General features: G+C 49.9%; 26 protein-coding genes and 1 pseudogene. 17 read left to right on the forward strand and 10 right to left on the reverse strand.

The annotated features are described in order from the left end of the window. Positions 1-159 precede the first annotated feature (159 nt). From I2H39_RS19795 to I2H39_RS19815, 5 genes are all read left to right on the forward strand, one after another. Entirely contained in the window at positions 160-1,299 is a 1,140-nt protein-coding gene (locus I2H39_RS19795) for an ABC transporter substrate-binding protein (RefSeq protein ID WP_195627348.1), read from the forward strand. A 58-nt stretch (positions 1,300-1,357) separates the two neighbouring features. Beyond that, entirely contained in the window at positions 1,358-3,025 is a 1,668-nt protein-coding gene (locus tag I2H39_RS19800) for an iron ABC transporter permease (protein ID WP_243281826.1), read from the forward strand. 10 nt (positions 3,026-3,035) lie between these two features. Further along, the gene (locus I2H39_RS19805; protein WP_240305746.1) at positions 3,036-3,773 is read left to right on the forward strand and encodes an ABC transporter ATP-binding protein; all 738 of its coding nucleotides are present in this window, start codon (positions 3,036-3,038) and stop codon (positions 3,771-3,773) included. A gap of 11 nt (positions 3,774-3,784) precedes the next feature. Beyond that, complete coding sequence (locus I2H39_RS19810; RefSeq protein ID WP_138311151.1) at positions 3,785-4,411, forward strand: PHP domain-containing protein; 627 nt, start codon at positions 3,785-3,787, stop codon at positions 4,409-4,411. 140 nt (positions 4,412-4,551) lie between these two features. Further along, complete coding sequence (locus I2H39_RS19815) at positions 4,552-5,904, forward strand: sodium-dependent transporter (protein ID WP_195627350.1); 1,353 nt, start codon at positions 4,552-4,554, stop codon at positions 5,902-5,904. A gap of 96 nt (positions 5,905-6,000) precedes the next feature. On the opposite strand, the gene I2H39_RS19820 is transcribed toward I2H39_RS19815, so the two are convergent. The 6 genes from I2H39_RS19820 to abc-f form a co-directional block, all read right to left on the reverse strand. Continuing rightward, entirely contained in the window at positions 6,001-8,940 is a 2,940-nt protein-coding gene (locus I2H39_RS19820) for a peptidase M16 (protein ID WP_195627351.1), read from the reverse strand. 153 nt (positions 8,941-9,093) lie between these two features. Next, the gene (locus I2H39_RS19825; RefSeq protein WP_195627352.1) at positions 9,094-9,867 is read right to left on the reverse strand and encodes a hypothetical protein; all 774 of its coding nucleotides are present in this window, start codon (positions 9,865-9,867) and stop codon (positions 9,094-9,096) included. Positions 9,868-9,944: 77 nt separating this feature from the next. Beyond that, positions 9,945-10,658 (reverse strand): ATP-binding cassette domain-containing protein, encoded by a 714-nt coding sequence (locus I2H39_RS19830; protein WP_195627353.1) that lies wholly within the window; start codon positions 10,656-10,658, stop codon positions 9,945-9,947. Continuing rightward, positions 10,655-11,488 carry an ABC transporter permease gene (locus tag I2H39_RS19835; RefSeq protein WP_330641130.1) on the reverse strand — a complete coding sequence of 278 codons (834 nt, stop codon included), beginning with the start codon at positions 11,486-11,488 and terminating at the stop codon, positions 10,655-10,657. The genes I2H39_RS19830 and I2H39_RS19835 overlap by 4 nt, the downstream gene beginning before the upstream one ends. After that, positions 11,472-12,371, reverse strand: coding sequence for a molybdate ABC transporter substrate-binding protein (gene modA / locus I2H39_RS19840; protein WP_138311145.1), 900 nt, complete (start codon positions 12,369-12,371; stop codon positions 11,472-11,474). The genes I2H39_RS19835 and modA overlap by 17 nt, the downstream gene beginning before the upstream one ends. A 107-nt stretch (positions 12,372-12,478) precedes the next feature. Then, a complete protein-coding gene (abc-f, locus tag I2H39_RS19845; protein WP_138311144.1) occupies positions 12,479-13,909 on the reverse strand; it encodes a ribosomal protection-like ABC-F family protein in 1,431 nt (476 codons plus the stop codon). 586 nt (positions 13,910-14,495) lie between these two features. Here abc-f and I2H39_RS19850 point away from each other — a divergent pair. The 10 genes and pseudogenes from I2H39_RS19850 to phoU all read left to right on the forward strand — a co-directional run bounded on the left by I2H39_RS19850 (position 14,496) and on the right by phoU (position 21,737). Beyond that, positions 14,496-14,912, forward strand: coding sequence for a hypothetical protein (locus I2H39_RS19850; protein WP_195627354.1), 417 nt, complete (start codon positions 14,496-14,498; stop codon positions 14,910-14,912). A gap of 65 nt (positions 14,913-14,977) precedes the next feature. Next, positions 14,978-15,064, forward strand: a pseudogene (locus tag I2H39_RS19855) (carbohydrate ABC transporter permease); the annotation flags it as partial. A gap of 29 nt (positions 15,065-15,093) precedes the next feature. Next, positions 15,094-16,017, forward strand: a complete 924-nt coding sequence (locus I2H39_RS19860) for a sugar phosphate nucleotidyltransferase (RefSeq protein ID WP_195627355.1) — start codon at positions 15,094-15,096, stop codon at positions 16,015-16,017. 8 nt (positions 16,018-16,025) lie between these two features. Next, the gene (locus I2H39_RS19865) at positions 16,026-17,132 is read left to right on the forward strand and encodes an aminoglycoside phosphotransferase family protein (protein WP_195627356.1); all 1,107 of its coding nucleotides are present in this window, start codon (positions 16,026-16,028) and stop codon (positions 17,130-17,132) included. A 42-nt stretch (positions 17,133-17,174) separates the two neighbouring features. After that, a complete protein-coding gene (locus tag I2H39_RS28915) occupies positions 17,175-17,414 on the forward strand; it encodes a hypothetical protein (RefSeq protein ID WP_207746900.1) in 240 nt (79 codons plus the stop codon). Next, on the forward strand, positions 17,414-18,391 hold the full coding sequence (locus I2H39_RS19870; protein ID WP_138311195.1) for a phosphate ABC transporter substrate-binding protein: 978 nt from the start codon (positions 17,414-17,416) through the stop codon (positions 18,389-18,391). The genes I2H39_RS28915 and I2H39_RS19870 overlap by 1 nt, the downstream gene beginning before the upstream one ends. Before the next feature lie 27 nt (positions 18,392-18,418). After that, positions 18,419-19,357, forward strand: a complete 939-nt coding sequence (pstC, locus tag I2H39_RS19875) for a phosphate ABC transporter permease subunit PstC (RefSeq protein WP_138311140.1) — start codon at positions 18,419-18,421, stop codon at positions 19,355-19,357. After that, entirely contained in the window at positions 19,347-20,252 is a 906-nt protein-coding gene (gene pstA / locus I2H39_RS19880) for a phosphate ABC transporter permease PstA (RefSeq protein ID WP_195627357.1), read from the forward strand. Before pstC ends, pstA begins: the two co-directional genes overlap by 11 nt. A gap of 3 nt (positions 20,253-20,255) precedes the next feature. Continuing rightward, a complete protein-coding gene (pstB, locus tag I2H39_RS19885) occupies positions 20,256-21,053 on the forward strand; it encodes a phosphate ABC transporter ATP-binding protein PstB (RefSeq protein WP_138311138.1) in 798 nt (265 codons plus the stop codon). Between the two features lie 21 nt (positions 21,054-21,074). Further along, positions 21,075-21,737 (forward strand): phosphate signaling complex protein PhoU, encoded by a 663-nt coding sequence (phoU, locus tag I2H39_RS19890; RefSeq protein ID WP_138311137.1) that lies wholly within the window; start codon positions 21,075-21,077, stop codon positions 21,735-21,737. 102 nt (positions 21,738-21,839) lie between these two features. Here phoU and I2H39_RS29300 read toward each other — a convergent pair whose 3' ends face one another. The 4 genes from I2H39_RS29300 to I2H39_RS19915 all read right to left on the reverse strand — a co-directional run bounded on the left by I2H39_RS29300 (position 21,840) and on the right by I2H39_RS19915 (position 24,834). Beyond that, entirely contained in the window at positions 21,840-23,234 is a 1,395-nt protein-coding gene (locus I2H39_RS29300; RefSeq protein WP_227147539.1) for a M56 family metallopeptidase, read from the reverse strand. Continuing rightward, a complete protein-coding gene (locus I2H39_RS19905) occupies positions 23,227-23,601 on the reverse strand; it encodes a BlaI/MecI/CopY family transcriptional regulator (protein ID WP_138311136.1) in 375 nt (124 codons plus the stop codon). Before I2H39_RS19905 ends, I2H39_RS29300 begins: the two co-directional genes overlap by 8 nt. 139 nt (positions 23,602-23,740) lie before the next feature. Further along, positions 23,741-24,262: a hypothetical protein gene (locus I2H39_RS19910; protein WP_195627358.1), complete on the reverse strand. Its 522-nt coding sequence runs from the start codon at positions 24,260-24,262 to the stop codon at positions 23,741-23,743. A gap of 53 nt (positions 24,263-24,315) precedes the next feature. Continuing rightward, entirely contained in the window at positions 24,316-24,834 is a 519-nt protein-coding gene (locus I2H39_RS19915) for a hypothetical protein (protein ID WP_138311513.1), read from the reverse strand. Between the two features lie 304 nt (positions 24,835-25,138). On the opposite strand from I2H39_RS19915, the gene I2H39_RS19920 reads away from it, so the two are divergent. After that, entirely contained in the window at positions 25,139-25,501 is a 363-nt protein-coding gene (locus I2H39_RS19920) for a hypothetical protein (RefSeq protein ID WP_227147536.1), read from the forward strand. Positions 25,502-25,527: 26 nt separating this feature from the next. Then, a complete protein-coding gene (locus tag I2H39_RS19925) occupies positions 25,528-25,692 on the forward strand; it encodes a hypothetical protein (RefSeq protein ID WP_195627359.1) in 165 nt (54 codons plus the stop codon). Positions 25,693-25,781: the final 89 nt, after the last annotated feature.

Consider the following 25,781-nt stretch of genomic DNA (forward strand, 5'->3'; position numbering starts at 1 on the left):
TGATTTCTCATCTGTTCGTTTTTTTCTATGCAAACAGTATTCATATTGACTTAGAGACAGCTGCTTATTATAATTCAACAATGGTAATTACTGTCCTTAAGAGGAGGATAAAGGACTGTGATGCAAAATACGGTTATGAGAGAAAGGATACGAACACAGATGAGAAAGAAAATGATTGCCCTGCTAACGGCATTGTCCATGGTACCGGCCCTGGCAGCCTGCGGCAGCAATAATACCAGCAATAATACCAGCAATAATACCAGCGCAGCAGCTTCTGCCGAGGCCCAGACTGAGGAAACAGCCACAGAGACAGAGACTGAAAGCCAGGAGGAGACAAAGGCAGAGGCTCCGGCTCTTACCGGTACCATGAAGGTGGTTGCCACCAGTGAGAATTACGTAACCCTGTTTGACAAGTTCACGGAGGATACAGGTGTTAAGGTAGAACTGCTGTCCATGTCTTCCGGCGAGGTGCTTTCCAAGCTCCGCGCAGAGGGCGGAACACCATCCGCCGATTTATGGTTTGGAGGCGGTATTGACGCGTTCATGAGCGCAAAGGATGACGGGCTGTTAGAGCAGGTTACCTTTGACGCATCAGCCGGCCTGGCGGATGAGTTCAAGGATTCAGAAGGCTATTGGTATTCCAAGGGAATTACCATTGTAGGTTTTCTGCTCAATGACGGCCTCATGGAGGAGCTGAATCTGGAGGCTCCTGCCAGCTGGGATGATTTATTGAAGGAAGAATATGCAGGCGAAATCATCATGTCCAACCCGGCTGTATCAGGTACCAACTATGCAGTGGTCAACGCCCTGCTGCAGGCTAAGGGAGAAGAAGGCGGCTGGTCTTATTTGGAAGGACTGAATAAGAACATTGCATATTATGCAAAACGCGGTTCCGACCCCAAGAATAAGGTGACCACAGATGAATATGCCATTGGCATCACATATATTGACGGCACCATTGAGTCCCTGTTAGATGAGTATGATGTGTCCATCGTTTACCCGGCAGATGGCATTCCGTGGGTTCCCGAGGGAGTGGCTGCATTTAAGAATGCCGAGAATGCAGACGCAGCCAGGTATTTTATAGAGTGGCTGTTCAGCAGCGATGAGAATCTTCAGATGCTGGCGGAGATTGACCAGAAGAACAGCGTGAAGACCATTAAGCCATCCCTGGAAGGACTGGACCTGGGATATGACACAGGTATGCTGATGAAGGAGGACCTGTCCCTGTTCGGTGAAAAGCGTACGGAAATCCTGGAGCACTTTGAGGCGCTGATGGGAGATAAGGCAGCAGATGAATAAGTTTGGAAACACTCATGAAAGCATGAATGGAAATACAAACAGGAATATACATGGAGACATGTATGGCAAAAGGGCATCGAAAGATGTCCTTTTTGGCATTGCAGGATACGGGGCGGACAAGCTGCTGCTGGCTTTCCTGCTGTCCGGTGTATTCCTGTTCGTATTCTGGCCCATGCTCTGTATTCTGATTAGAAGTCTGTGGGACGGGAAATCCTTAAGCTATGATGCATATGCCGCTGTCTGGAACCAATACAGGGGAAACCTTTGGAACAGCGTGTTCGTGGGCGTATGCGCATCCCTTCTCTGTACTGCTTTTTCCACGGCGGCAGCCCTGTTTTTAGCTACCAGAAGGGGAGCTGTCAGGCTGTTCTGTATGGCGCTTCTGCTGATTACCATGGTTTCCCCGCCCTTTGTATCCTCCCTGGCCTATATCCAGCTCTATGGACGCCGTGGGTGGATTACGTACCGGCTGCTGGGGCTGGGCTGGGACCCCTATAACTGCTGGGGCGTCATCCTGATGCAGAGCCTTTCCTTTGTACCGTTAAACGCCCTGTTCCTGGGGGGAATTCTGACCAAGCTGGACGGGGACAGCATCCGGGCCGCCAGGGACCTGGGGGCCAGCCCTAAAGCCATTTTGGGAGACATTGTGCTGCCGCTTATACGGCCGGGTATATGGGTGGCCCTGCTTCTCTCCTTTGTCCGCTCCCTGGCGGATTTTGGGACTCCGGTCATTATCGGCGGGCGGTTCAGCACCATTGCTTCGGAGATATATCTTCAGCTGGTGGGATACTCCAACCTGGAGAAGGCGTCTGCCATGAACATGGTCCTGATGCTTCCGTCTATCGCTGCATTTTTTATTTACCGTAAGCTGATGAAGCGTTCGGATATGCTGACAGAGGGCAGCAGGGGGAGGCAGGAACCCCTGGCCCTTTCACTGGGAAAATGCGGATTGGCAGGAAATCTGGCCAACCTGGGAAGCCTGGTCTTTTTTCTGATGATGGCGCTGCAGTACGGATGCATATTTATATCAGGCTTCCTGAAAAGCACCAGGGGGGTGTACTCCTTTACCGCCCGGTATCTGGAACAGCTGGTCCGTTTTGACCTGGGGACCATGGGGCGGAGCGTGACATATGCTTTGATTGTATCCCTGGCAGGGACCCTTTTCGCCATGCTGTTCGCCTATTACATGGAACGCAGGCGGATTCCGGGCAGGAATTTTTTTGATTGTCTGGTCACCCTGCCCTATATGCTGCCGGGAACCTGCTTTGGAATCGGTTATATCCTGGCATTTCATTCACCGCCCTTAAAGCTGACCGGTACAGCCCTGATTGTTATTTCCAATATGCTGTTCAAACAGCTTCCCACAGCCACAAAGATTTGCGCGGCTACCCTGACCCAGGTGCCAAGGGCTCAGGAAAAAGCAGTGCGGGACCTGGGGGGAGGACAGTTCTCAGTGCTGAAAACCGTAATACTTCCCGGACTGAGACCAGCCTTTCTCAGCTGTTTTGTCTATAACTTTTCCAGCAGCATGACCACGGCCGGAGCAATCCTGTTCCTCATTGACCCTGGACGGAAGCTGGCAGTGTTCAAACTCTTTGATGCGGTATACACAGGGGATTACGCCCTGGCCTCCCTGATTGCCACCAGCATCATACTGGTAGTGCTGGCAGTGGAAGGGCTGGCTTATTTTATAACATGGAAGGCAGGTAAGCGACGTGTATCTTGAACTGGACCATTTGAAAAAACACTTTGACGGCAGGGAAGTGGTGCGGGACCTGTCCCTTACCCTGGAACAGGGCCAGCTGCTCTGCATCCTTGGTGCCTCCGGATGCGGGAAGACCACGACCCTTAACATGATAGGCGGTTTCCTGACGCCGGACAGCGGAGCCGTGCGGCTGGATGGCGAGGATATCACCCATATCCCTCCGGAACAGCGGCCGGTTACAACCGTATTCCAGTCCTACGGCCTGTTTCCCCACATGACAGTGCTCCAGAATGTGGTTTACGGCCTGAAATTCCGGGGAGTAAAGCGGGAACAGGCCCGGCAGAAGGGAATGCATTATCTTGAAATGGTAGGTCTTTCAGATTATGCCTCAGCCTATATACAGGAAATCAGCGGAGGACAGCAGCAGAGGGTGGCGCTTGCCAGGGCGCTGATTGTGGAGCCGAAGCTGTGCCTTTTGGACGAACCCTTCTGCAACCTGGATGCGGCCCTGCGCACCAAAATGCGCCATGAACTTAAACGGCTTCAGAAGGACCTGGGACTGACCATGGTGTTTGTTACCCACGACCAGGAGGAGGCCATTATCCTGGCGGACCGCATTGCAATCATGGACCAGGGACAGCTGGTCCAGAATGATGCGCCCCTGGACCTTTGCCGCCGTCCAGCCAGCGCCTTTGTAGCTGAATTCATGGACCTGGAAAGCCTGGTATGGACAGAGGACGGCAGGCTGCTTAAAATCATCAAGAGATAGGAGAAATCAAAATGCTGGTTGACATGCATCTTCATGAGTGTACTTATTCATCGGACAGCCGAATCAGTCTGGAGGAAATCGTGACCATAGCCCGGGGCAGGGGACTGGACGCTGTCTGCATCACGGACCATGACAGCATGGGGCTCAGGGAATATGCCGCAGAATATTCGGACAGAACCGGTTTTCCCATTTTCGTGGGTATAGAATTCTTTTCCCTCCAGGGCGATATCACGGCATGGGGAATTGAACAGTATCCGGACCGCCGGGTGGATGCCCAGGATTTCATTGACCATGTCAATAAATCCGGCGGTTTCTGTGTCTCCTGCCATCCCTTCAGGAACAATAACCGGGGGCTGGAGGAGAATCTCCGCGCGGTCACAGGGCTTCACGGGGTGGAGGTGCTCAACGGCAGCACGACCCTGGAAGCCAACCGAACAGCTCTTTCATACTGCCGGGAGTTAGGGCTTAAGGCTATCGGAGCCAGCGATGCCCACACCACGGGCCAGATTGGAAAGTATGTTACCTGGCTGCCGGAGAAGGTGGACCGGCTGAACGATTTTGTGGAGCAGCTTAAAACCAGGCAGGTGCGGCCGGCTTTGTGGAACGGAAGCAGTTATGATGTGGTTGATGGGTTTTAACAATTGTCACTTTTTTGCTTTAAAGCTTTGACTAAATGGTGTTATTGGGGTAGTATAGTAAAGATGGCTTTTGGACTGTCCTGTTTTCCTTCCTCACAGGACGTGCAGGCCGTTGAAACATACACCATAAAGGAGAAGTTATGAGCAAGCAGAAAAAAACGGATTCCTCACCGGCAGCCGTGCACCAGAACGGCGGCTTTGGAAGCAGCCTGGGATTTGTGCTGGCCTGTGTGGGTTCCGCAGTGGGAATGGGCAATATCTGGATGTTCCCGTACCGTGTGGGACAATACGGCGGCGGCGCGTTTCTGGTGCCCTATATTTTATTCATTGTATTATTCGGCCTGGTAGGGCTTTCGGCAGAGTTTGCCATAGGGCGCCGGGCCAGGACCGGCACCCTGGGAGCTTATGAATACTGCTGGGAAAAGATAGGCAGAGGTAAGCTGGGATATTTCCTGGCATGGATTCCTCTGCTGGGTTCCCTGGGTATTGCCATCGGATATGCCATCATCGTAGGATGGGTGGTAAGAGCATTGGCCGGTTCCGTCACAGGGGCTATCCTCACAACAGATGCAGCGGTCTATTTCAGCCAGGCCACAGGCGAGTTCGGCAGTCTTCCCTGGCATGTGCTGGTGGTTGTGACAGCTGCCGGCATCCTTATGTTTGGGGCTACCAAGGGAATCGAGAAAATCAATAAGGTCCTGATGCCCTCCTTCTTTGTATTGTTCGCCATACTGGCTGTGCGGGTAGCTTTTCTGCCGGGGGCGGCAGAAGGATATAAATTCCTCTTTGCTCCGGACTGGAGCGATTTGTTAAAGGTGGATACCTGGGTTATGGCCATGGGACAGGCATTTTTTTCACTGTCCATCACAGGTTCAGGAATGATTGTTTACGGAACCTATCTGGCCAAGTCGGAGGATATACCAAAGGCATCCATCCGGACCGCGTTTTTTGATACGGTGGCTGCCATGATGGCTGCTCTGGCCATTATGCCGGCTGTGTTTGCATTCGGCATTGAGCCCAACGCTGGTCCGCCTCTTATGTTCATTACCCTGCCGGGCATATTCCGGCAGATGCCCATGGGAAGGCTCTTTGCAGTTATATTTTTTCTGTCCGTGGCCTTTGCAGGCATTACCAGCCTGATTAATATGTTTGAGGCGGTCAGCGAGTCATGGCAGACCCGGTTTAAGCTTTCCAGAAAAGCAGCCGTGGCCCTGTGCAGCGGCATAGCCCTGCTGGTGGGCATTTTCCTGGAGTCAGAGCCCAAGGTAGGGTCATGGATGGACTTTATCACCATCATTGTGGTTCCCTTCGGCGCTGTGCTGGGAGCTGTGTCCATCTATTATATTCTGGGCTATAAGGAAATCAGGAAGGAACTGGAGGAAGGGCGGAAAAAGCCTTTAAGCGGATTCTTCGGACCTCTGGCCAGGTATGTCTATGTGCCCCTGGCCGTGGTGGTGTTTATACTGGGAATTGTGTATGGCGGGATTGGATGAAGATGGAATCCATGATATAAAAGGAAAGCCCCGGAGGCGGAAAAACTCCGGGGCTTTCTTTCTGTCCGCACGGCCGGTTTATCCCGGTCAGTCCATTTAAACCTCATCCGTATGATAAACCAGAACCTGGTCAAACACATCCTTATCCCTCATGATACATTTTCCATTCCCCACGGTGACAATGGCCCCGCGCCGCAATATTCCGTCAATGACCCGGGCAGCCTCCTGCTGGTGGCTGAGGGCAGCGTTCCTGATGTCTGAAATCATCTCATTTATTTTGCGGGAATCTATGTTCACCATGTCCCTTCGCATGTGCCGCATACGGGTGCTCAAGGTTCCTGAGGGCGGAAGCGCCTGGGCATAGGTGTTCAGGATATAGCCGTCCAGTTCTTCATCCGTCAGCGGCAGTTCCATGAGCCGGGCGCCGGTTGCCAGGAAGAGCTCCAGCGTGCTTCTGACCTCAGGGTCCGCGGTGCTCCACAGGGAGAAATAGCCGGTAGGGATATAGAAATCAATGCCGCTGTCATAAGCCCCGCCCTGGTACCGGACAGCAGGTTTTAAATATTTGTCCGCCGCAGCCATGAGAAAGGGGAGATAACGCCCTTTAAAGCAGGTGTTTCCATAAAAATCACCTATGAGGCGCGTCTCCTGGCAGGAGGCTTCCACGCACACGGCCAGCCTTTGTTTTTGGTCCGGGAGCCAGATGGATGGCGCAGGGGCGCTGTATCTATCCTGAAAAGCCGGAAGCCTTCCAAGTATTTCCACAGCGGCCTGCTCCACATTTCCCAATACATCCGGTGAAGCAGCTGCCAGGAATACCAGGCCGTCACGGTTCAATATGGTACGGGCAATGCTGCCAAGCCTGGCGGCTGCTGCGGTTCCAAAGTCAGGCTCTTCCTTCAGCCGTCTCAGCACATCCTTCAGAAAATAATAATTTTCCTGGCTGTTTAACATATTGCGGAATCTGCAGTCCTGCCTCATATAGCCCTCGGCCAGGCTGAAGGCCAGGGCAGAGGCATTGTCCGCCTTGGACAGGTCATAGTCAGGCAGATATTTTTCCAGTACCTGTATAATGGTGTCCGTGTCACTGTAATCTCCTCCGCCCATTACATCTAGGAGAAAATCCAGTCCCTTTTCAAAATCGCCGGTCAGTCCGTACCAGAATACGCTCATCATGGGATGGCTTAAGGGACCGGCGTTATGTTCGGGAAACAGTTCATCAAAGGTACAGTCGTGAAGATATTCCTGTTCCAGGTTTTTCTGCTGTTCCACCGTGAAGCGTTTTGTGTCCAGTTCCGTCAGAAGCATCTGATAGAGCGTAAGGTAGTTAAGGTCCTCCTTACCAATCCGGCTGATGTCAAAATAGAGCTGGTAACTGCCCACGCCCGGGGAGGGGGCGGGAGAGGTGTAGCATGTGATGGTCCCGTGCTGACGTTTGGTGAACGGGCATGGGTTTGCCGGCTCAGGAAGTTCCTTTGGCTGTATGAGAAAATCCATGTTGCTCCGTTCCATGGAGTTCCAGAGGCGGAAGGCGTCTGTCTCATTTATCAGCTGTTCCCGTTCAGCGGCAGTCATGGAATCCAGCTTTTCCCTGAGATACTGTTCCTTTTCCTCCTCCAGCTGCTCAGCCAGACCGGGTACAGGCACGGTTACCACCAGGGCGCTGGCTGCGGGATGAAGGGCAGAAGCAGCCAGCTTCTTTATGATGGTCTGGTCCGGGTCTGTTTCAAAGCGCCGGAAGGCATCCTCATAGAGCTGGAAATAATCAGTCCGGCCCGTGGTGCTCCAGAAACGTCCGATTTCTTCAGACAGATTAAAGCCCAGATGGGGGGCCTCGCGGGTAAGGGCGTCAGAGAGACGGTTTTCCTTCATGGAAGCCTGGTACAGTCTGGAGGACAGGCCGTCCCGGCTGATATCTTCAAGGGCTTTCCTTATGGAATCCAAAAACACTTCCTTCAAACAGGAATCCCCGTTGCGCAGGCGGAACTTTAAGGAGGGGTGGGGAAGCAGAATGTCCAGATAAACCTCCATTACATGGTTGAGTCCCATTTCCCTTGCATGCCTGTGCCAGGGAGAGGTGTCGTTATCCAGAATATCTGCAAAAAGGTCCCAGTATATCAGCTCTTCTCTTGTGCAGCCGGACAGGTCGATGCCATAATCCACCACAGAGGCGTGTTCCGAGGGACTGCCCTGATAAGCGGGACTCTGCGCCGTACAGGTCCGGAAACCCGGTTTCACCGGTTCCCCAAATTCCCCAAGAAGGCTGCTGCCTTTTGAGAGGACTTTAGACAGGTGTTCTCTGTCCAGAAAATGTAACACGGCCCTGTAATCCAGATTCCCATATAAGGTTATCAGGCAGTTGGCGTAGCTGTAGCATCGTCCAAAGGTTTCCCTGGCCTGTTCGTAGGACAGTTCCCTGTAATGAAGGTGTGCCCGCCCCAGCAGATTGGCAGTGCGTCCTCCCTCATACAGGGTATGGGACATGGCGCTGTCTGCATTTTCCAGGATATCGGTCAGATGGCCCCAGTCCTCGCTGAGCACCGTGCCCTGCATGGCCAGGGGACCGCCGGCAGATGAGAGCTCATACCGTATGGCCTCCCTCAGGTAAAAATTCCTGTCCTTAAGGGCATCCGGTTCCTCCATGCAGCACAGGAATACATCCATCAGTTTTAGAAGCTGTTCCTGGCTCTGGCTGCACACCGGGTAACAGGTAAAGGTATTGTCCGTAAGGCCGTTCATAAAGGTGGTATAGCTTTTGCTGTCCATATCAAAGAAAATATCCCTGCTGGGATACTTTTTGCAGGATGACAAAATAAGATGTTCCAGTATATGGGAATTGTCCAGCTCATCCATCTGCGGCGTCCGGTAAATCAGGTTAAAACCCAGTTCCCGGTCATCGTTTTGAATATATAAAAGCTGGGCGCCGCTTGTTTCGTGGTTAAACAGAACGGTCCTGGTGCCCAGCATGTGTATAGTCCCAAGTTCAGTGACAGTGAAACCGCTTATGGTTTCGCCAATCCTTGGCAGTGATGCCATGGTAGTCCTCCTTCAATCTGTAATCGTTCTGATGAAATCTTTCTATACTATAGCATCAGGCGGATGTATTTTGCAAGAAGGACCGCAAATTTATAAAAATGTGTTCCTGCTCCAGGAGTACCGGAGCCGCTTTGGCCAGGCTGTTACAGGGGATTACGGCAGGTCCTGATACCGGTCGGCAAAGCAGAGTCTGGGCAGGTCCATAAGAGGGGCTGCCCCGGCCAGGGTGGTGCCGTAGAACAGGATTTTGTCCTTATATGGAAGGAAGTTCACGATGGAACCGTTACAGACCGTACTTCCTGTGCACAGAATCAGGCCCGCTCTACGGCACAGGTCCTGGCTTACCTCTGGGATGCGTCCGTCCTCAATGAGGACTCCGAAGCGTTCCTGGCCGATATTGGCAGGGCTTAAGTCAACCGCCCTTACCTGGTATTCCTTTGCAAGCTGTTCCAGCATGGCGGGCTGGTAGCCTATCAGCGCAATGTTTGGGCGGCCGCAGCGCCCGGCAATATACCGGACCACATCCATGGCGCAGGATTCCGGTCCTTGATTGCGGCAGTGGACCGTGCAGTCCGCCCTGCCCAGGTGTTTCATGACAGCATTCAGGGCAGCTATGAATAATCCGCGGCTGTGGGGGTCCTCTGTCAGGTCCAGGGAGCATATTTCTTCCAACGTACCGCAAAAGGCAGATGGGGCGTCGGTGAATGCCTGTCCCAGGGAGCCCATGCATTCTGCCTGGACCATCACGTCCTTTCCGGTTATGATGGGAAAATCCCTTCGCCCGGTAATCCCAATGGCTTCCTCAGGCGTAAGGGATTTGGTATTGATTACCACCTGCTGGCCCAGAATCCCTTCTTTTGTCAGCAGCTCCCTGAAACGTGATTTTAATTCTCTGTAAAATGACGGCGCATCATTGATATGTGTCATTGTGATAATCCTCTTTTCTTTCTTGCGCTTGGGCGCAGAATTAATTTGTACCCATGCTCCGTACTCCCCATCCAATATCACGGATTCCTTCCCAGAAACCGTTCCACCTCATCGGTAAAATGACCGTCCATGAGACGTGAGGTGTCGGTGACTGTTTTCAGCTCCCCTTCCAAAAGGATGGCTGCACGGCCTGCAAGGGTCCGGGCTTCCAGGAAATCATGGGTCACGAAGATGATGGTGCAGCCAAAATGCCGGTGAATCCGGCGCAGTTCCTGATACAGGGAACGGCGGGTGGCCGGGTCCAGGGCTGAAAATGGCTCGTCTAATAAAAGAACCTGGGGAGCCAGTGCCAGAGCTCTCGCCAGGGCTGTCCTCTGGCTCTCGCCACCGCTCAGGGTACCGGGGTACTGGTCCTTTATATGGGAGATGGACAGCATTTCCATAAGCTCCTGTACGCGGCGCTCCTGCTCTTGTTTTGAAAATCCGTGCATCTTCAGCCCGTAGCCAATATTTTCTCTTACTTTCATATGGGGAAACAGGCCGTAGTCCTGATATACAAGGCCCAGCTTCCTCTGGCCGGGCGGTATGTCCCGTATGTTGACTCCGTCATATAGAATACTGCCGGTACTGCCGGGAAACATGCCGCTGATGGCTTCCAGCAGTACGGTCTTACCTGAACCCGTGCGGCCCAGGATGGCAAAGATTTCCCCCTTCTGGATGGTTAGGGAGATGGGGGATAGTGTAAAACTGCCTCTTTTCACGGAAAAATTGTTGATAACTATTTCATTCATCGTATGTACACCTGCCTTTTGCTCCTGTCCGCAGGACTGTTGAGCAGACGGGAGAGAAAGAGGGTCAGCCCGGAAATCATCAGCATCAGCATGGCTGTTGCCATGGCTGCCTGGTTGTCGCCGGTGGATATGCTCAGGTAAATGCTGCCGGGCAGGGTTTCCGTCTTAAACCGGGTGATTCCCACCAGCATAAGGGTGGCGCCGAATTCCCCCAGGGCCCTTGACCAGGTCAGGATGAAGGTACTGACAAGGCTTCTGCGGCAGAGGGGAAGGAGGATGGTCAGGAAGCATTTCCAGGGGGAAGCTCCCAGGGTCCGGGCAATGAATTCCATCCGCTGGTCAGACGCCTCAAAGGCAGTACGGATGAGCCGGATGGCGTAGGGAAGGTTTACCAGGATATGGGCCATGACAATGCCCGCAGGAGCAAATACCACTTTAAAACCCTGTTCCTTCAGCCATTTGCCTGCAGGCGATGAAAACATGATAAGCAGGCTGAGTCCCAGAAGCAGGTAGGGCAGGGATAAAGTCAGCTCAATGATGATGCCGGACAGCTCCTTAAAGGGCATGGAGGTCCGGGTCAGGGCATAGGCAGTGGGGAGAGCCAGAGCCATGACAATCAGGGTGGACAGACTGGCGGTAACCGCGCTGAGGCGCAGGGCGGAGAGCACTTCCTTCTGACGGATGGTTCCTGCAAAGGAGGAAATTCCGCCGGCTGCAATAGCGCAGATGGCGCTGCCGATGAAAAGAATCACCAGCAGCGCTACTGCAATGGTCACGGCCGAGAACAGGTCTGTTCCCCTGTGCCTCTTTTGTTTATTCTGCAATCTCATATCCATACTTCATCCAGATTTCCTGTGCATCCTCTGAATTTAAGTAGTCCAGAAATGCCTGTCTGGCCTCATTGTCCCCGGAACAGCTCAGGGATGCTGCGGGGATAGTTTTTATGTAATCCTCCAAACCGCTGTTGTCCACGATTTCCACGCCCGCTGCATCGCAGTTCTCCTTCCAGATAATGGCTGCGTCGGCCTCTCCCGCAGCAATGGCAGTTGCCATCTGGGGCGCCGTGGTAGTGGATGCTTCTATCTGTACCTTGTCAAAGATGCCTGCGTCGGTCAGGGCTTTTTTTGCAATCTTTCCAATGGGAGTGGAGTCCACATCGCCTATGATGAGGGCAATACCTTCCCCAGCCAGACTTGACAGGGAGGTAATGTTTTTCGGGTTGCCGCTTTGCACTGCCAGGACAGGTATGTGTTTTACCAGGGCCTTGCTCTCAGATACATAGGACTCCACTGGTTTTAACTCCTCGGCGGAGCCGGCTATGAACATGTCGCCTTCCTCAGATGTGGTAATCTGTGACTGGATTTGTCCGGCATTGGCGTAGGTTACGTTCATAACGCAGCCCGTGGCGGATTTAAAGCTGTCGGCAATTTCTTGAAAGGGCTTGGTCATGCCCGCCCCGCAGTAAATCATCAGGGTATGGCCGGTCAGGCCGGGAAGGTCCGTGGTTTTTGAAGCGGCGGCCTCTGTTTCCTTTGCCTGCCCGGAGTCCGCTGCCTGTCCGGAGTCCCCTGCCTGCCCGGAGTCAGCGGATGATTCCTGTGCCTGCTGCGTGGCAGAGGACTGTGCAGTGCCGGAAGAACCGGAACCGCAGCCTGTTATAAGGGCGGCCCCCATGGTGCCTGCCAGTAGAATCCCCAATACGTTTTTTTTCATGATACTTCTCCTCCATATGGATAATTATAGTAAACCTATCATATAATGGAAAAGCGTTATTGTCAAGAAAATATAACGGTTAGCATCTCCTGAAACATAAAAACACGCTATAAGGTTCCTTTTTGTATGGTTCCCCCTTCAAGACGCCAGACCACGTCCCCTGTATGGCTTATGAAGGTACGGTCGTGGCTGACGGCCAGCAGTGTCCCGTCATAGCTTCCCAGCAGTTTTTCCAGACCCTCCATGGTATACACGTCCATATGGTTGGTGGGTTCGTCCAGAATCATAAAATTGCAGCCGGAGACAAGTACCTTGGCCAGGGCTGTCTTGACCTTTTCGCCTCCGGATAATACGCTGACCGGTTTGAACATATCGTCCTTTGTCATATAGAGATTGGACAGCACGGCCCGGCAGATGTGCCGGGGATAAGCGGCGTCCTCAGCCACATTTTCCAGCACCGTCTTTTGGGGGTCCAGGGTGTCCAGGTCCTGAGAAAAATAGCTGACCCTTGCTTCGGAGGTAATAAAGGTTTCAGGGACCCTGTCAGTCAGGGCCTTGATTAGGGTGGACTTTCCCGCCCCGTTATTGCCGGTGATGAAGGTACGTCTGCCTGCTTCTATTTCCAGACTCACATCATTCAGTACCATGCGTTCCCCGTAGCGCACGGTAAGGTGCCGGACCGAGGCCGCATTTCTGGCCCGTATCCGCCCTGCATCCGGCAGCTTCATGGACACCTGGGGCAGCTCATCCGGCCGTTCCTTTTTATCCAGATGCTCCAGCCGGCTCAGAACAGAAGATTTATTACTCTGCACATGACCCTGCTGGACAGCGGCCACGCCCTTGTAGAGCATCCATTCGCTGCTGCTCATGCGGCGGGGCGGTTTTGCCATTTTCCGGCTCTTTCTCTGCAGGGCGTCGGCAGCCCGTTCCAGGCGCCTTTTTTCCTTCTGGTACTGCTGGTATTCAAATTCCTGAAAACCCAGTTCCCGTTCTTTCTGGGCCGCCCAATCCGAATAATTGCCGTCAAAGACCCGCAGGGCTCCTTTGTCCAGCTCCCATATCTGATTGCAGACCCGGTCTAAAAGGGTCCTGTCATGGGATATCATCAGGATGGCGCCCCGGTATCCGCCCATCATTTTTTCCAACAGCTCCACGCCTTCCATATCCAGGTTGGTGGTGGGCTCATCGGCAAAGAGCAGGGGGGCCTGGCTGGAAAATGCGGCCCCAATGGCCCGTCTGGTTTTCTCGCCTCCGCTTTTCACCGCGCTGTCCCGGAGCTTTAACCGGCTTAAAAGCCTGGCCTCAGGTTCATCCTCTGTCTCTCCGGTCTGGAGAATCTCGGCAATGGCGCAATTTCGTTTTACAATGCCCTGGTCGCAGGCAATCCTTCCGGACAGAACGCCTAACAGGGTGGATTTGCCCGCCCCGTTGCGTCCGATGAGGCCAATCCGGTCCCCGTCCCGGATTTCCAGTTTTTCTATATCCAGCACAGTCTGGATTCCATATTCTTTTTTAATATTCAGTGCATTTAATAACATAAAAAAAACCCTCCTGAACGCACTTCGTTCAGAAGGGAATAAACCTGGCCTGCAAGAGCGCAGAAGGAACGGGAATGTACAGGTCAGGGCGTTGCGTGTGCGCCTGCCGGGACATGCCTGTCCGCTGCAATGGATGTATATGGATATACAGATACATCCCGGTATGCAAAAATACGGCCGTATGGAATATGATTCCCTGAATGACTGAACGAAATGACAAAGACACACAAAATCCGCCCGGGTTTTATACAGTCCGGGAAGGGAGTGTGTAAATTATCTGCTGCTGTTCAATCATTTAATAATCATATTTCAGTTAGCCGCCTTTCTCTCTTATCATGTCTAAAACATGGAATGCGGTCCTAAGACCAATTTTGATTATAGAAGATAGGGTATATAATGTCAAGATGGCAAAATATTTTGTTGGGAGGAGGCATTCTGTCCGTATTTATAAAATAATCATTAAAACCCTGGCTGTACATTGCTTTCCCGCAAAAATTAGGTTATAGTTACTCTCGGATGAATGATTCGCGGCTGCGGCGGAGCGTCTTGGCGGCAGGCCGGATAATTGGGAAAGGATTGTTTAAAGATGAATAAATTGAGGGAAAAATTCCAGCGTTTCATGATAGGACGATATGGTATGGACCAGCTGGGCCAGTTCATTATGTATGCTGTGCTTGCGCTGATTTTTTTAAATGCTTTTGTCAGGGTAAGGATATTGTCCCCGTTCCTGGGATTTCTGGAGCTGGCGGGTATTATCTGCCTGTATGCCCGGATGTTTTCAAAGAACGTGGGAAAGCGTTACCAGGAAAACCAGGTATATCTGCGTCTTCGGTTCTATGTAACGGAGTATTTCAGGAAAATTAAATTCCGTTTTACAGAAGGCCGGAAGTACCGCGTCTTTAAGTGTCCGGGATGCGGACAAAAAGTGCGTATACCCAGGGGGCACGGGAAGGTAAGTGTGCATTGCCCGAAGTGCGGCACGGATTTTATAAGGAAGAGCTGATTAAATAGGCAGACAAAGCAACGCCCCTAAGGCTTCTCCGGCAAGGTACGGCCGGTGGCTGTTGGATTGTATTCCTGCCCGCCTTCATCCTGTATATCTTCCTGTCAGAAAAGATTCTAGCAGGCGTGACCGGAGGCAGTGTAAAGGGATAAGAATGTATTGTGTGAGGAGGAAGGACAGCATGTCTCAGAAACCAGTATTAGTAATCATGGCGGCCGGAATGGGAAGCCGTTACGGAGGATTAAAGCAGATTGACCCGGTGGACCCCTATGGGAATATCATCATTGATTTTTCCATATATGATGCCAGGGAAGCGGGATTTGAAAAGGTCATATTCATTATCAAGAAAGCCATTGAGGAAGATTTTAAGATTCACATTGGAAACCGCGTCAGCAAATATATGGATGTGGCCTATGTTTACCAGGAACTGGATAAGGTTCCGGAAGGATACGGGGTGCCTGAGGGCAGGGTGAAGCCCTGGGGTACAGGCCATGCAGTCCTTTGCTGCAGGGATTTGATTGACGGACCCTTTGCGGTAATCAATGCAGATGATTATTATGGCAAAGAAGCCTTCCGTATGATTTATGACCAGCTGGCCTCCGTGGAGGACACGGACCGGTACCAGTACACCATGGTGGGCTATAAACTGTACAATACCCTGACAGAGAATGGATATGTGGCAAGAGGGGTGTGCCGGACCGATGCAGGCAGCCGTCTGGTGGATATCCGTGAGCGGACCAGAATTGAAAAACACGGGAATCAGGCTGAATATACGGAGGACGGCGGCGCCACATGGACAGAGCTTCCGGAATCCACCATTGTTTCCATGAACATGTGGGGCTTCACAAAGAGTATCCTGGGCGAGCTGGAAAACAGATTTGGAGCCTTCCTGGATAAAAACCTGCCTGTAAATCCCATGAAGTGTGAGTATTTTCTTCCCTTTGTGGTGGATGAACTTCTCAAAGCAGGTCTGGCGGAGGTGACTGTCTTAAAAAGCGTGGACCGCTGGTACGGGGTCACCTATAAGGAGGATAAGGATACAGTGGTAAACGCCATTAAGGACCTTAAGCATAAGGGATTATATCCGGAGAAACTTTGGGAGTAATAAGGAAAATGAGCGCAGAAATTGATAAACATATACTTAGGGAGGCAGCTGCGGCCTTTGTCACAGATGGTGCGGCGGTAAGCTGCGAGCGCTATGGAAGCGGCCATATCAATGATACCTTCCGCCTCATATGTGAGAACCATCCTTATATCCTTCAGAGGATGAATACGGATATCTTCCGGGACCCGGTATCCCTTATGCACAATATTGAGGGGGTTACCACCTTCCTGAGGCAGGAGGTCATTAAAAACGGAGGGGACCCGGACCGGGAAACGCTGAACCTTATAAAGACAGGAGAGGGAGCCCCATTCTATGTGGACAGTCAGGGAAATTACTGGAGGATGTATCTCTTCATTGAGGGAGCCACCTGCTATAACCTGGTGGAAAAGCCGGATGATTTTTACCAGAGCGGAAAGGCCTTCGGACATTTCCAGAGGCTTCTGTCCCACTATCCTGCCAGGGAGCTGGCAGAGACCATTCCGGGTTTCCATGACACTCCGGGCAGGTTCAGGGCATTTACAAAGGCAGCGGAGGAGGATATCTGCCGCCGGGCGTCAGGGGTCCGGGATGAGATTCAGTTTGTCATGGACAGGGAGCAGGATATGGGGCTGGCCATGGATATGCTGGCCAGAGGGGAGCTTCCGCTGAGAGTGACCCATAATGACACCAAATTAAACAATATCATGATTGATGACAAGACCGGTCAGGCCATCTGCATCATTGACCTGGATACCGTGATGCCGGGACTTTCTATCTTTGATTTTGGAGACTCCATCCGCTTTGGCGCCAATACCGCGAAGGAGGATGAAACGGATTTAAGCAAGGTATCCCTGTCCCTTTCTCTCTTTGAGACATACACAAAGGGATTTCTGGAGGGATGTGCGGGAAGCCTTACCCAGGCCGAGGTCAGGATGCTTCCTCAGGGGGCCAGGCTTATGACCCTGGAATGCGGAATCCGGTTCCTGGCGGATTATCTGTCCGGTGACACTTATTTTAAGACAGCCAGGGAGAAGCACAACCTGGACCGCTGCCGTACCCAGTTCGGACTGGTGGCGGATATGGAGAAAAAGTGGGGAGAGATGGAACGCATTGTGGAGGATGTCTGTAAAGGCTGAGACAGGATGCGGACAGAATAAAAGCGGATAGAATGAACCTAAATGGAAAAGGCACTTGCTGTTTTTGACGCGGCAGGTGCCTTTTGGCGTTGCCGTGCCCGGGGATGCACGTTAATGATTCATGCAGGATTAGCGGACGGCTGCTGCGGCTTTACACACATTTTACAGAAACTATACCATATCATGATTTCTCCGGATGTAAATCTTATGTATACTCCAAACTGTAGAAAAGATAAGAACAAACATGACAATAAACGAAATGATTCAGGAGGAAATGTTTGATGAGAATGAGTGGAAAGAAAGTAACAGCGCTGTTAGGCACGGCAGTTCTGGCCATGGGCATACTGGCCGGATGCGGCGGTACCGGCACAGAGACAACCGCAGCGCCCGCAGGCACAGCGGCTGCCGCAACCACAGCAGGGACGGTCCCGGCATCTGAGGGTACATCCGGTGTTGCCGGCGGCACAGAGGGTACAGCCGCAGAGGCGGAAAAGGACGGCAGCGCTCCCTCAGCTGATTTAAGCGGCACCATCAGCATGGTGGGCTCCACCTCTATGGAGAAGTTTGCCAATGCCCTGAGCGAATCCTTTATGGAGAAATATCCCAATGTAACGGTGACAGCTGAATTTGTTGGCTCCGGCGCAGGCGTGGAGGCTGTCAGCAACGGAACAGCCGATATCGGCAACTCTTCCAGGAACTTAAAAGATGAGGAGAAGGCTGACGGTGTGGCTGAGAATATTGTAGCCATTGACGGCATTGCAGTGGTGGTTGATGCGGCCAACGCAGTGGAGGACCTGACCAGGCAGCAGCTGTCTGATATCTATGAAGGAAAAATCACCAACTGGAAGGATGCGGGCGGAAATGACGCGCCCATCGTAGTGGTTGGACGGGAGTCCGGTTCCGGCACCAGAAGCGCATTTGAGGAACTGTTAAAGCTGGAAGACATGTGCAAATACAGCAACGAGCTGGACAGCACCGGCGCAGTGATGGCAAAGGTGGCCTCCACCCCGGGCGCTATTGGCTATGTTTCCCTGGATGTACTGGATGACACGGTAAAGGCCGTGAAGCTGGAAGGCGCCGAGCCCACAGAGGAAAACATCAAGGCAGGCACCTATTTCCTGAGCCGTCCGTTCGTAATGGCTACCAAGGGAGATATTAGCGGGCAGAATGACCTTGTAAAGGCCCTCTTCGATTATGTTTACTCCGATGAAGGCGCAGAAATTGTCAGGTCTGTTGGACTGATTGCGGTTGACAAATAATCGGAATAGAGAAAGGAGACTTCCTGCATGAGAGCGGAGACATGTTCCATACGTTCCTGTCATGGCAGCAAGTCCGCCGTCGAAAAAGCTGCACAGGGCATCTTTACTGCCTGCGGCTTTTTCGCCGTATTGGCTGTTGCTTCCATCACATTATATATGCTTATCAGCGGTACGCCGGCACTGTTTAAGGTGGGGCTGCTGGAAATCCTGTTCGGGACCCTGTGGCAGCCTGCCGCAGCTTCCCCCAGCTTCGGTATACTGTTTGTCATCCTGACCTCTGTTGCAGGAACGTTTCTGGCAATCCTGATTGGTGTTCCCATCGGCGTTATGACTGCCATATTCCTTGCAGAGGTAGCTCCCAAACGGCTCAGCGACATGGTCCGTCCGGCGGTGGAGCTTCTGGCCGGCATTCCCTCTGTCATATACGGCCTGCTGGGAATCCTGATTCTCAATCCTCTGATGTACAAACTGGAGCTGATACTGTTTAAGGGGTCTGAAACCCACCAGTTTACAGGCGGGGCCAACCTGATATCAGCTGTGCTGGTACTTGCCCTGATGATTCTCCCCACTGTCATCAACATCAGCGAATCCGCCATCAGGTCTGTTCCGGCCCATCTAAAGAGCGCTTCCCTGGCCCTGGGCGCCACAAAGATACAGACCATATTCCAGGTAATTGTGCCTGCTGCCAAATCCGGCATTATAACAGCTGTTGTGCTGGGAACAGGCAGGGCTATCGGCGAGGCCATGGCCATCAGCCTTGTGTCGGGAAGCTCCGTAAACCTGCCCCTTCCCTTTAACTCCGTCCGCTTCCTGACAACAGCCATTGTGTCGGAGATGGGGTATGCGGCAGGGCTTCACAGACAGGTGCTCTTTACCATAGGTCTGGTCCTGTTTGCCTTCATCATGATAATCAATGTAAGCCTTACCAGGATTTTAAAGAGGGGAGGAAACAGGAATGACAAATGATATTGCAGTCCAGGTCCATGAGGAGTCTGTTGTCCGGGACAGCATATACGGTAAGCGTGTACGCGGCCTGGATATGTTTCTTACAGTTGTCATCTACATCTGCGCTGGTTTTTCCATCCTTCTTCTGGCAGGCATAATGGGCTATGTGTTTGTCCGGGGAATTCCCCATGTAACCTGGGCATTTTTAAGCACGGCCTCCAGCGCCACAAAGGGTACTTTTGGAATCCTGGGAAATATTATAAACACACTGTATATTGTAATCATCACCCTGCTTATGGCCACCCCTCTGGGCATTGGCTCCGCCGTGTATCTGAACGAATATGCAAAGCCGGGAAAAGTGGTGCGCATGATTGAGTTTACCACAGAGACATTGTCCGGTATCCCTTCCATCATATTTGGCCTGTTTGGAATGGTGTTTTTTGGAAATGCCCTGGGCCTGGGGTATTCCATACTTACAGGAGCCCTGACCCTGACCATTATGATTCTGCCCCTCATAACCAGAACCACCCAGGAAGCCCTTAAGACCGTGCCTGACAGCTACCGCCATGGAGCCCTTGGAATCGGGGCCACAAAATGGTACATGATACGGACCATACTGCTTCCCAGCGCCATGCCGGGAATCCTTACAGGCGTAATTCTGGCTATCGGAAGGATTGTGGGAGAGTCAGCTGCCCTGCTGTTCACGGCAGGAAGCGGCTATTACCTTCCAAAGAACCTGTTTTCAAAAATAGTTGAATCAGGAGGCACCCTTACCATACAGCTCTACCTGTTCATGCAGAAAGCAAAGTATAACGAAGCCTTTGGCGTGGCCGTGGTCCTTCTGGTCATTGTACTGGGAATCAACGGTCTGGCAAAATACATGTCCCGCCGGTTTAATGTGGAAGCAGGGGCGTAGGATATGACGGACCATTTCAATCAGCAAAGGAGATTAAGCGTGGAAAGCAAAACAAAGATTTCAACCCGGAATCTGAACCTGTACTACGGGGAAAATCATGCCCTTAAAAACATAAACCTGGATTTGTATGAACATAAAATAACTGCCTTCATAGGGCCGTCAGGCTGCGGAAAGTCCACCTACCTGAAGACGTTAAACCGCATGAATGACCTGGTGCCGGGCGTTAAGATAGATGGAACCGTTCTCCTGGATGATGAGGATATCTACGATTCCCAGGTGGATACCACCCTGCTGAGAAAGAAAATAGGAATGGTATTCCAGCAGCCAAATCCATTTCCCATGAGCATTTATGACAACATTGCCTACGGACCAAGAATCCATGGCATTAAGAGCAAGGCCAGGCTGGATGAAATCGTGGAGAACAGCCTTAAGGGGGCGGCCCTGTGGGATGAGGTCTCTGACCGCCTGAAAAAATCAGCCCTGGGGCTGTCCGGCGGCCAGCAGCAGCGTCTCTGTATTGCCAGGGCGCTGGCTGTGGAGCCGGAGGTCCTTTTGATGGATGAGCCCACGTCAGCCCTGGACCCCATATCCACCCTGAAGATTGAGGATTTGATGGATGACCTTAAGAATAAATACACGGTGGCCATCGTGACCCATAACATGCAGCAGGCCACACGTATAGCAGACCACACTGCATTCTTCCTGGTGGGAGAGGTGGTGGAGTATGCGGCTACGGATGAACTTTTCACCATGCCAAAGGATAAAAGGACAGAAGACTATATTACAGGCCGTTTCGGATGATGGCAGAAGGAAGGAATCAGATTGAGTGTTAGGGTTACGTACGAACATGAATTGGAAGTATTGAAGCAGGATTTAAAAGAGATGGCCCACATGGTGGAGGGCGCCATTGAGCAGACCTTTACGGCATTTGAGGACCAGGATTATACGATGGCTGAGGATGTGATTAAGGGCGACCGGACTGTCAATGACATGGAACGGGCCATTGAGTCCAGATGCCTGTCCCTGATACTGCGCCAGCAGCCTGTTGCCAGCGACCTGCGCCAGGTGTCCACGGCCCTTAAGGTGGTGACTGACCTGGAACGGATAGGCGACCATGCCTCGGATATCGCGGAGCTGATTCTGAGGATTAAAAGCGAGCATGCATACCACATTGTGAAGCATCTTCCGGTTATGGCTGCATCGGCCGGCAGGATGGTCCATGACGCCATAGAGGCATTCATTGACCAGGATTTGGATGCTGCCATGGAAATCATTGACCGGGATGACGAGGTGGATACGCTGTTTAACCAGGTAAAGGAGGATGTGATTCATCTGCTCAAATCCTCCCCTGACCAGGCGGACCAGGGGATTGATTTGCTGATGGTGGCAAAATATCTGGAACGGATAGGCGACCACGCTGTGAATGTGTGTGAGTGGACCCAGTTTTCCAAGACCGGGGCGCTTAAAAATGTGAGGATTATGTAATATCTATTTGCAGATAGAAAAATGCAGCACCTGTTAATTACGATATGTCCCTTGTCAAACAGACAGGTAAAATATCTAAATTCAGGTGCTGCTGTGCGTCCACTATTCAATCCGTATCGTTCCGCTGATATGGATATCGTCGCTGTCGCTATTTGGTCCGTTCATATAAATCTTATAATCGCCATTCTGAGGGACGGTATAGGCAGCGGATACCATGCCTTTATTGGATGAGAAGAGTTTTCCTTTTCCAGATTTATCAGTGATACTGACCGAGAAACGGTCGGAAGACTTATCGGATACGATTGATAGCGTTATTTCCTGTCCCTTTTTCAAAGAAAGAGAGTCAAACATATATGTGCTGCCTGCTTCGAGAGACATGTCAATATTGTTAATTCCTCTGGGATTAACTAATATGACCTTTACTGCATCTGCTCTCATGTTTACGGATGATTCCTGGCTTAGAAAAATAGTGCTCTCTTCAATGTTTTTCGTAAGCTCATTCTTTACCGCTATAGATTGGGCTTCCATTACTCCGGATGCCGCAGCATATGAGGCCATTGGGCATAGTAATATAAAAAGTGCCATTGTTCCGATTAATAATGCACTTTTTTCCTTTGTTGGTTTTTTCATAATCTCTTTAACCCTCCTTTCAATCACCCTGTAATTTCGATCAACGAATGTGACCGTCTGTTCATATTCCGGTCTTGTGGCGGCCAGGCTGATGATGAGGCCCGCATATTGCGATTTTTGTCTGGAGTTAAAAGCTGCTGCTGTTCGCTTGTCACAAGCATATTCGCTGAAATCAAAAAAGATTATTTTATATAGATATACAATGGGATTGAACCAATGGATACAGTGTACAATGCCAATAATGGCTTTAAACAACAAGTCATTCGATTTAAGATGCATCAATTCGTGCCTTAGCATTAAGTCCCATTCTTCCTCGGAAAAATCCCTGCCTGGAAATATGATTTTTGGATTGAAGATTCCTGTCAAAAATGGTGTGCTTATGAGATGAGATTTATATAACACAGGCAGCTTTCGTATGTCCAGTTCTGTTTTTGCTTTTTCTATTATGCAGTCCAGTTCTGTTTTTGAAATAGTTTCAGAGCTTTTAATAAGATGATGTAACAGCCGCCTTCCCTTGATAAAAGAGTTTATAAAAGTTAAGATAGCCCCCAATCCCCATATGGCGAACATACATATTGCAGCAGTCTGAATATGGGGAAGCATGGCAATATTGTAGCGATTAAAACAAATGACACTCATTATATCTTCCCCATGAATATCATGGACAGTATACCCCATGCTGTCCATGACAATCTTCGTTATCAATATAAACATGGGGATTAGAAAGATAATTAGAACTACTTTCATCATAAAAAATACGTATTCAATGTATTCAGTTTTATAAAAGCGTTCAATCAAAAGGACAGCTCCGAACATTATACTGGATACAACTGACATAACAAATATCAGTTCAAGCCAATTAATCATTATCCTCCTCTTTCAGTTCTTCAATCAATTGATATAATTTATCTACCTGCTGTTCTGTTAAACTCTTTTTACCGCATAATGCTGCAATCAGATTTTCCAACCGGCTGCTTCCGAATTTATCCTTCAACCTCATATTAATTGCCATTTTATCATATTCCAGTTTGCTAATCAGCGGGGTATAGAGGGTCTGCTTTCCTTTCTGCTGGACTGATACATACCCTTTTTCTTTGATATGAAATAAAATAGCCCCTTTTGTGCCCTGTGCCTGGGGAAATTCGTCGTATATTAAGTTACTGTATACCCCCTGGGGGAATTTCCAAATAAATTCCATGAACTTATATTCCATTGGTGATAATTTTTTTCCCATACAATACAACCTCCTGTTTATATTTTAATACATCTTAATAAAAATATAAACATATATTTGCTTTTATCGATGATAGCTGTCAGGTAGTATTGCAGAAAATGTTGTGTTATCATTGTATCGTCTGCCAGGCGCATATGGGCTATTCTAGGTTAAAGGTTTCATCACCATCCTCAAATATGATGTAGTCTAAATTATCATCATAATTATCCGGCAGTGCCTTTAAGTCTCCATATAAGCTTTGGGGAACCTGCTCTTTGACAAAAGCGATTTTATATTCGTTATCATAGAATACAATAAAAGGATTGAATTCAACATCGATATATTCAGATTTATCCTCGCTGTCAAAGTTTGTATTGACCGTGGCATTTACAAGATAAATAGAATCATTCAGTTTTTTAATTTCATGAATCGTTAATTCTTTATAATCATATCCTTGCATGGCATCACAGAATATATCTGGTAAACCGGCATTTATTTCTGCTTTTGTAAATCGGACCTTTGTAGAAGCCTCCTCCGTATTACCGTTTTTTAAGTCTTGCAAATAGGATTCAATTAATTTGGTTTGTTGTTTTTCTGCTGTTCCGCTAGTATTTTGGCAGCTTACTAAAAAAAGAAAAGATGCCAGGGTGGCCAATATAACAATGCTGCATTTTAATTTCATAGTTGAGATGCTCCCTTATAAAATTTAAGCCGATAGTTATTAGGGGTTTTCCTTTATTTCATGTATACATATGATGCGGTAAGCTTAGCTGAGCCAGTATTTTTTACGTATCCGTAATTTTTAAATGTTGGTGTCGCGGAAACTGTCCCGTAGCTATCATATCCACTTAAGGATGTTTTGCTGTTGATAATATATTTTCCCTTACTATTATAGTATGCCAAACCAACATCAGCAGTGGTTCCGGAGCTTCTTGCAGTGCAAACCACATAATATGTTTGTCTTGTACCGGGATTGAGTGATTTTCCATAGTCATAACCATCTACATAAGAATTGCTCTTGAGGTTTTCAACAGAAAAAGCCATAACTTGTGTTTTGCCATCCACGACGCTTGGCATTCTTGTTAGCGAGTTATAGACTTTTTCTGTCATATCAATGATGCAGATAGCTTCGGTATCCTTGTTTTCCTCCTGAAAAGATTCGGTATACCCTCCCTGTGCGGCAGCTGCATGGAGTGGCATGCACAAGGATAATGCCATTGCTATTATTATACCCTCTTTTAATTTGATTCTCATACCGTTCCGCTCCTTTTGTGTGTGAAAATATCGGTTTAAACTTTGTTATAAGTATAATACACGGGGGGGATATTAGTCAATAATATTTTTATATTTTTATTAAATATATAAAAATATAAAGTGGTAATACAAATTATATAAATAGCAAGCTTCATTTTTATGTGGCCTTCACCAGATGTTGAGATTTGACAACTGTTTGGAGGAGGTCGGGGCTATACGGGACTTTATACCCAATTATAAGATTAATCCCCAAAACATGGAGAATCTGAGTGTATTCTTCATATGTTTACAGCAGATATTCAGTATGATAAAATATAATTCAGATAAAAAGAGGCTGTATGAGTATGTGAAAGAAAATCGCGACGCACTTGGCAGGCTGAACCGGAATGAGGCCAATGCCCTTCTGGCGCTGCTGGGAGAGCAGAAAAGACTGGCTGCTATAATGGAAAATCAAGGTGAGAAGGAGGGGATGGATGTGTGTAGGGCAATTGATGAGTTGATTGAGGACGGCAGAAAAGAGGGAAAAGAGGAAGGAGAAAAAGAAGGTGAAGAGCGGGTCAGCAGGCTGAACCTGCTGCTCATGGCTGAGAAACGGTATGATGATTTGGAAAGAGCCTCAAAGGACAGGGAGTACCGTAAACAGCTCTTTGAAACCTTTGGAATTTAATTGGAGATTTAGTAAGAGGGCAATAAATGCCGCAGAAAGATGCTGGGAGTCCAGCTGTTTTCTGCGGCATTTATCATTTTATGACCGGATGCCCCCGGATAACCATGGATAACAGTGAAATGAAAATAAATGAAAAAATATGGCACATAGAGAAAAGCCGAATTCCATTAAAACGCAGAAAAGAGTCATAAAATTAGTTAAAACTACCTGAAAAACCATGAAAACCACCCCGTACAAACAAAAAATGCTGTATGCGTCTGAATGCAAATGAAAAAATATA

Origin of the sequence: Clostridium sp. 1001283B150225_161107_B6 (genome assembly GCF_015556325.1) — a bacterium.
Taxonomy (GTDB): domain Bacteria; phylum Bacillota; class Clostridia; order Lachnospirales; family Lachnospiraceae; genus Enterocloster.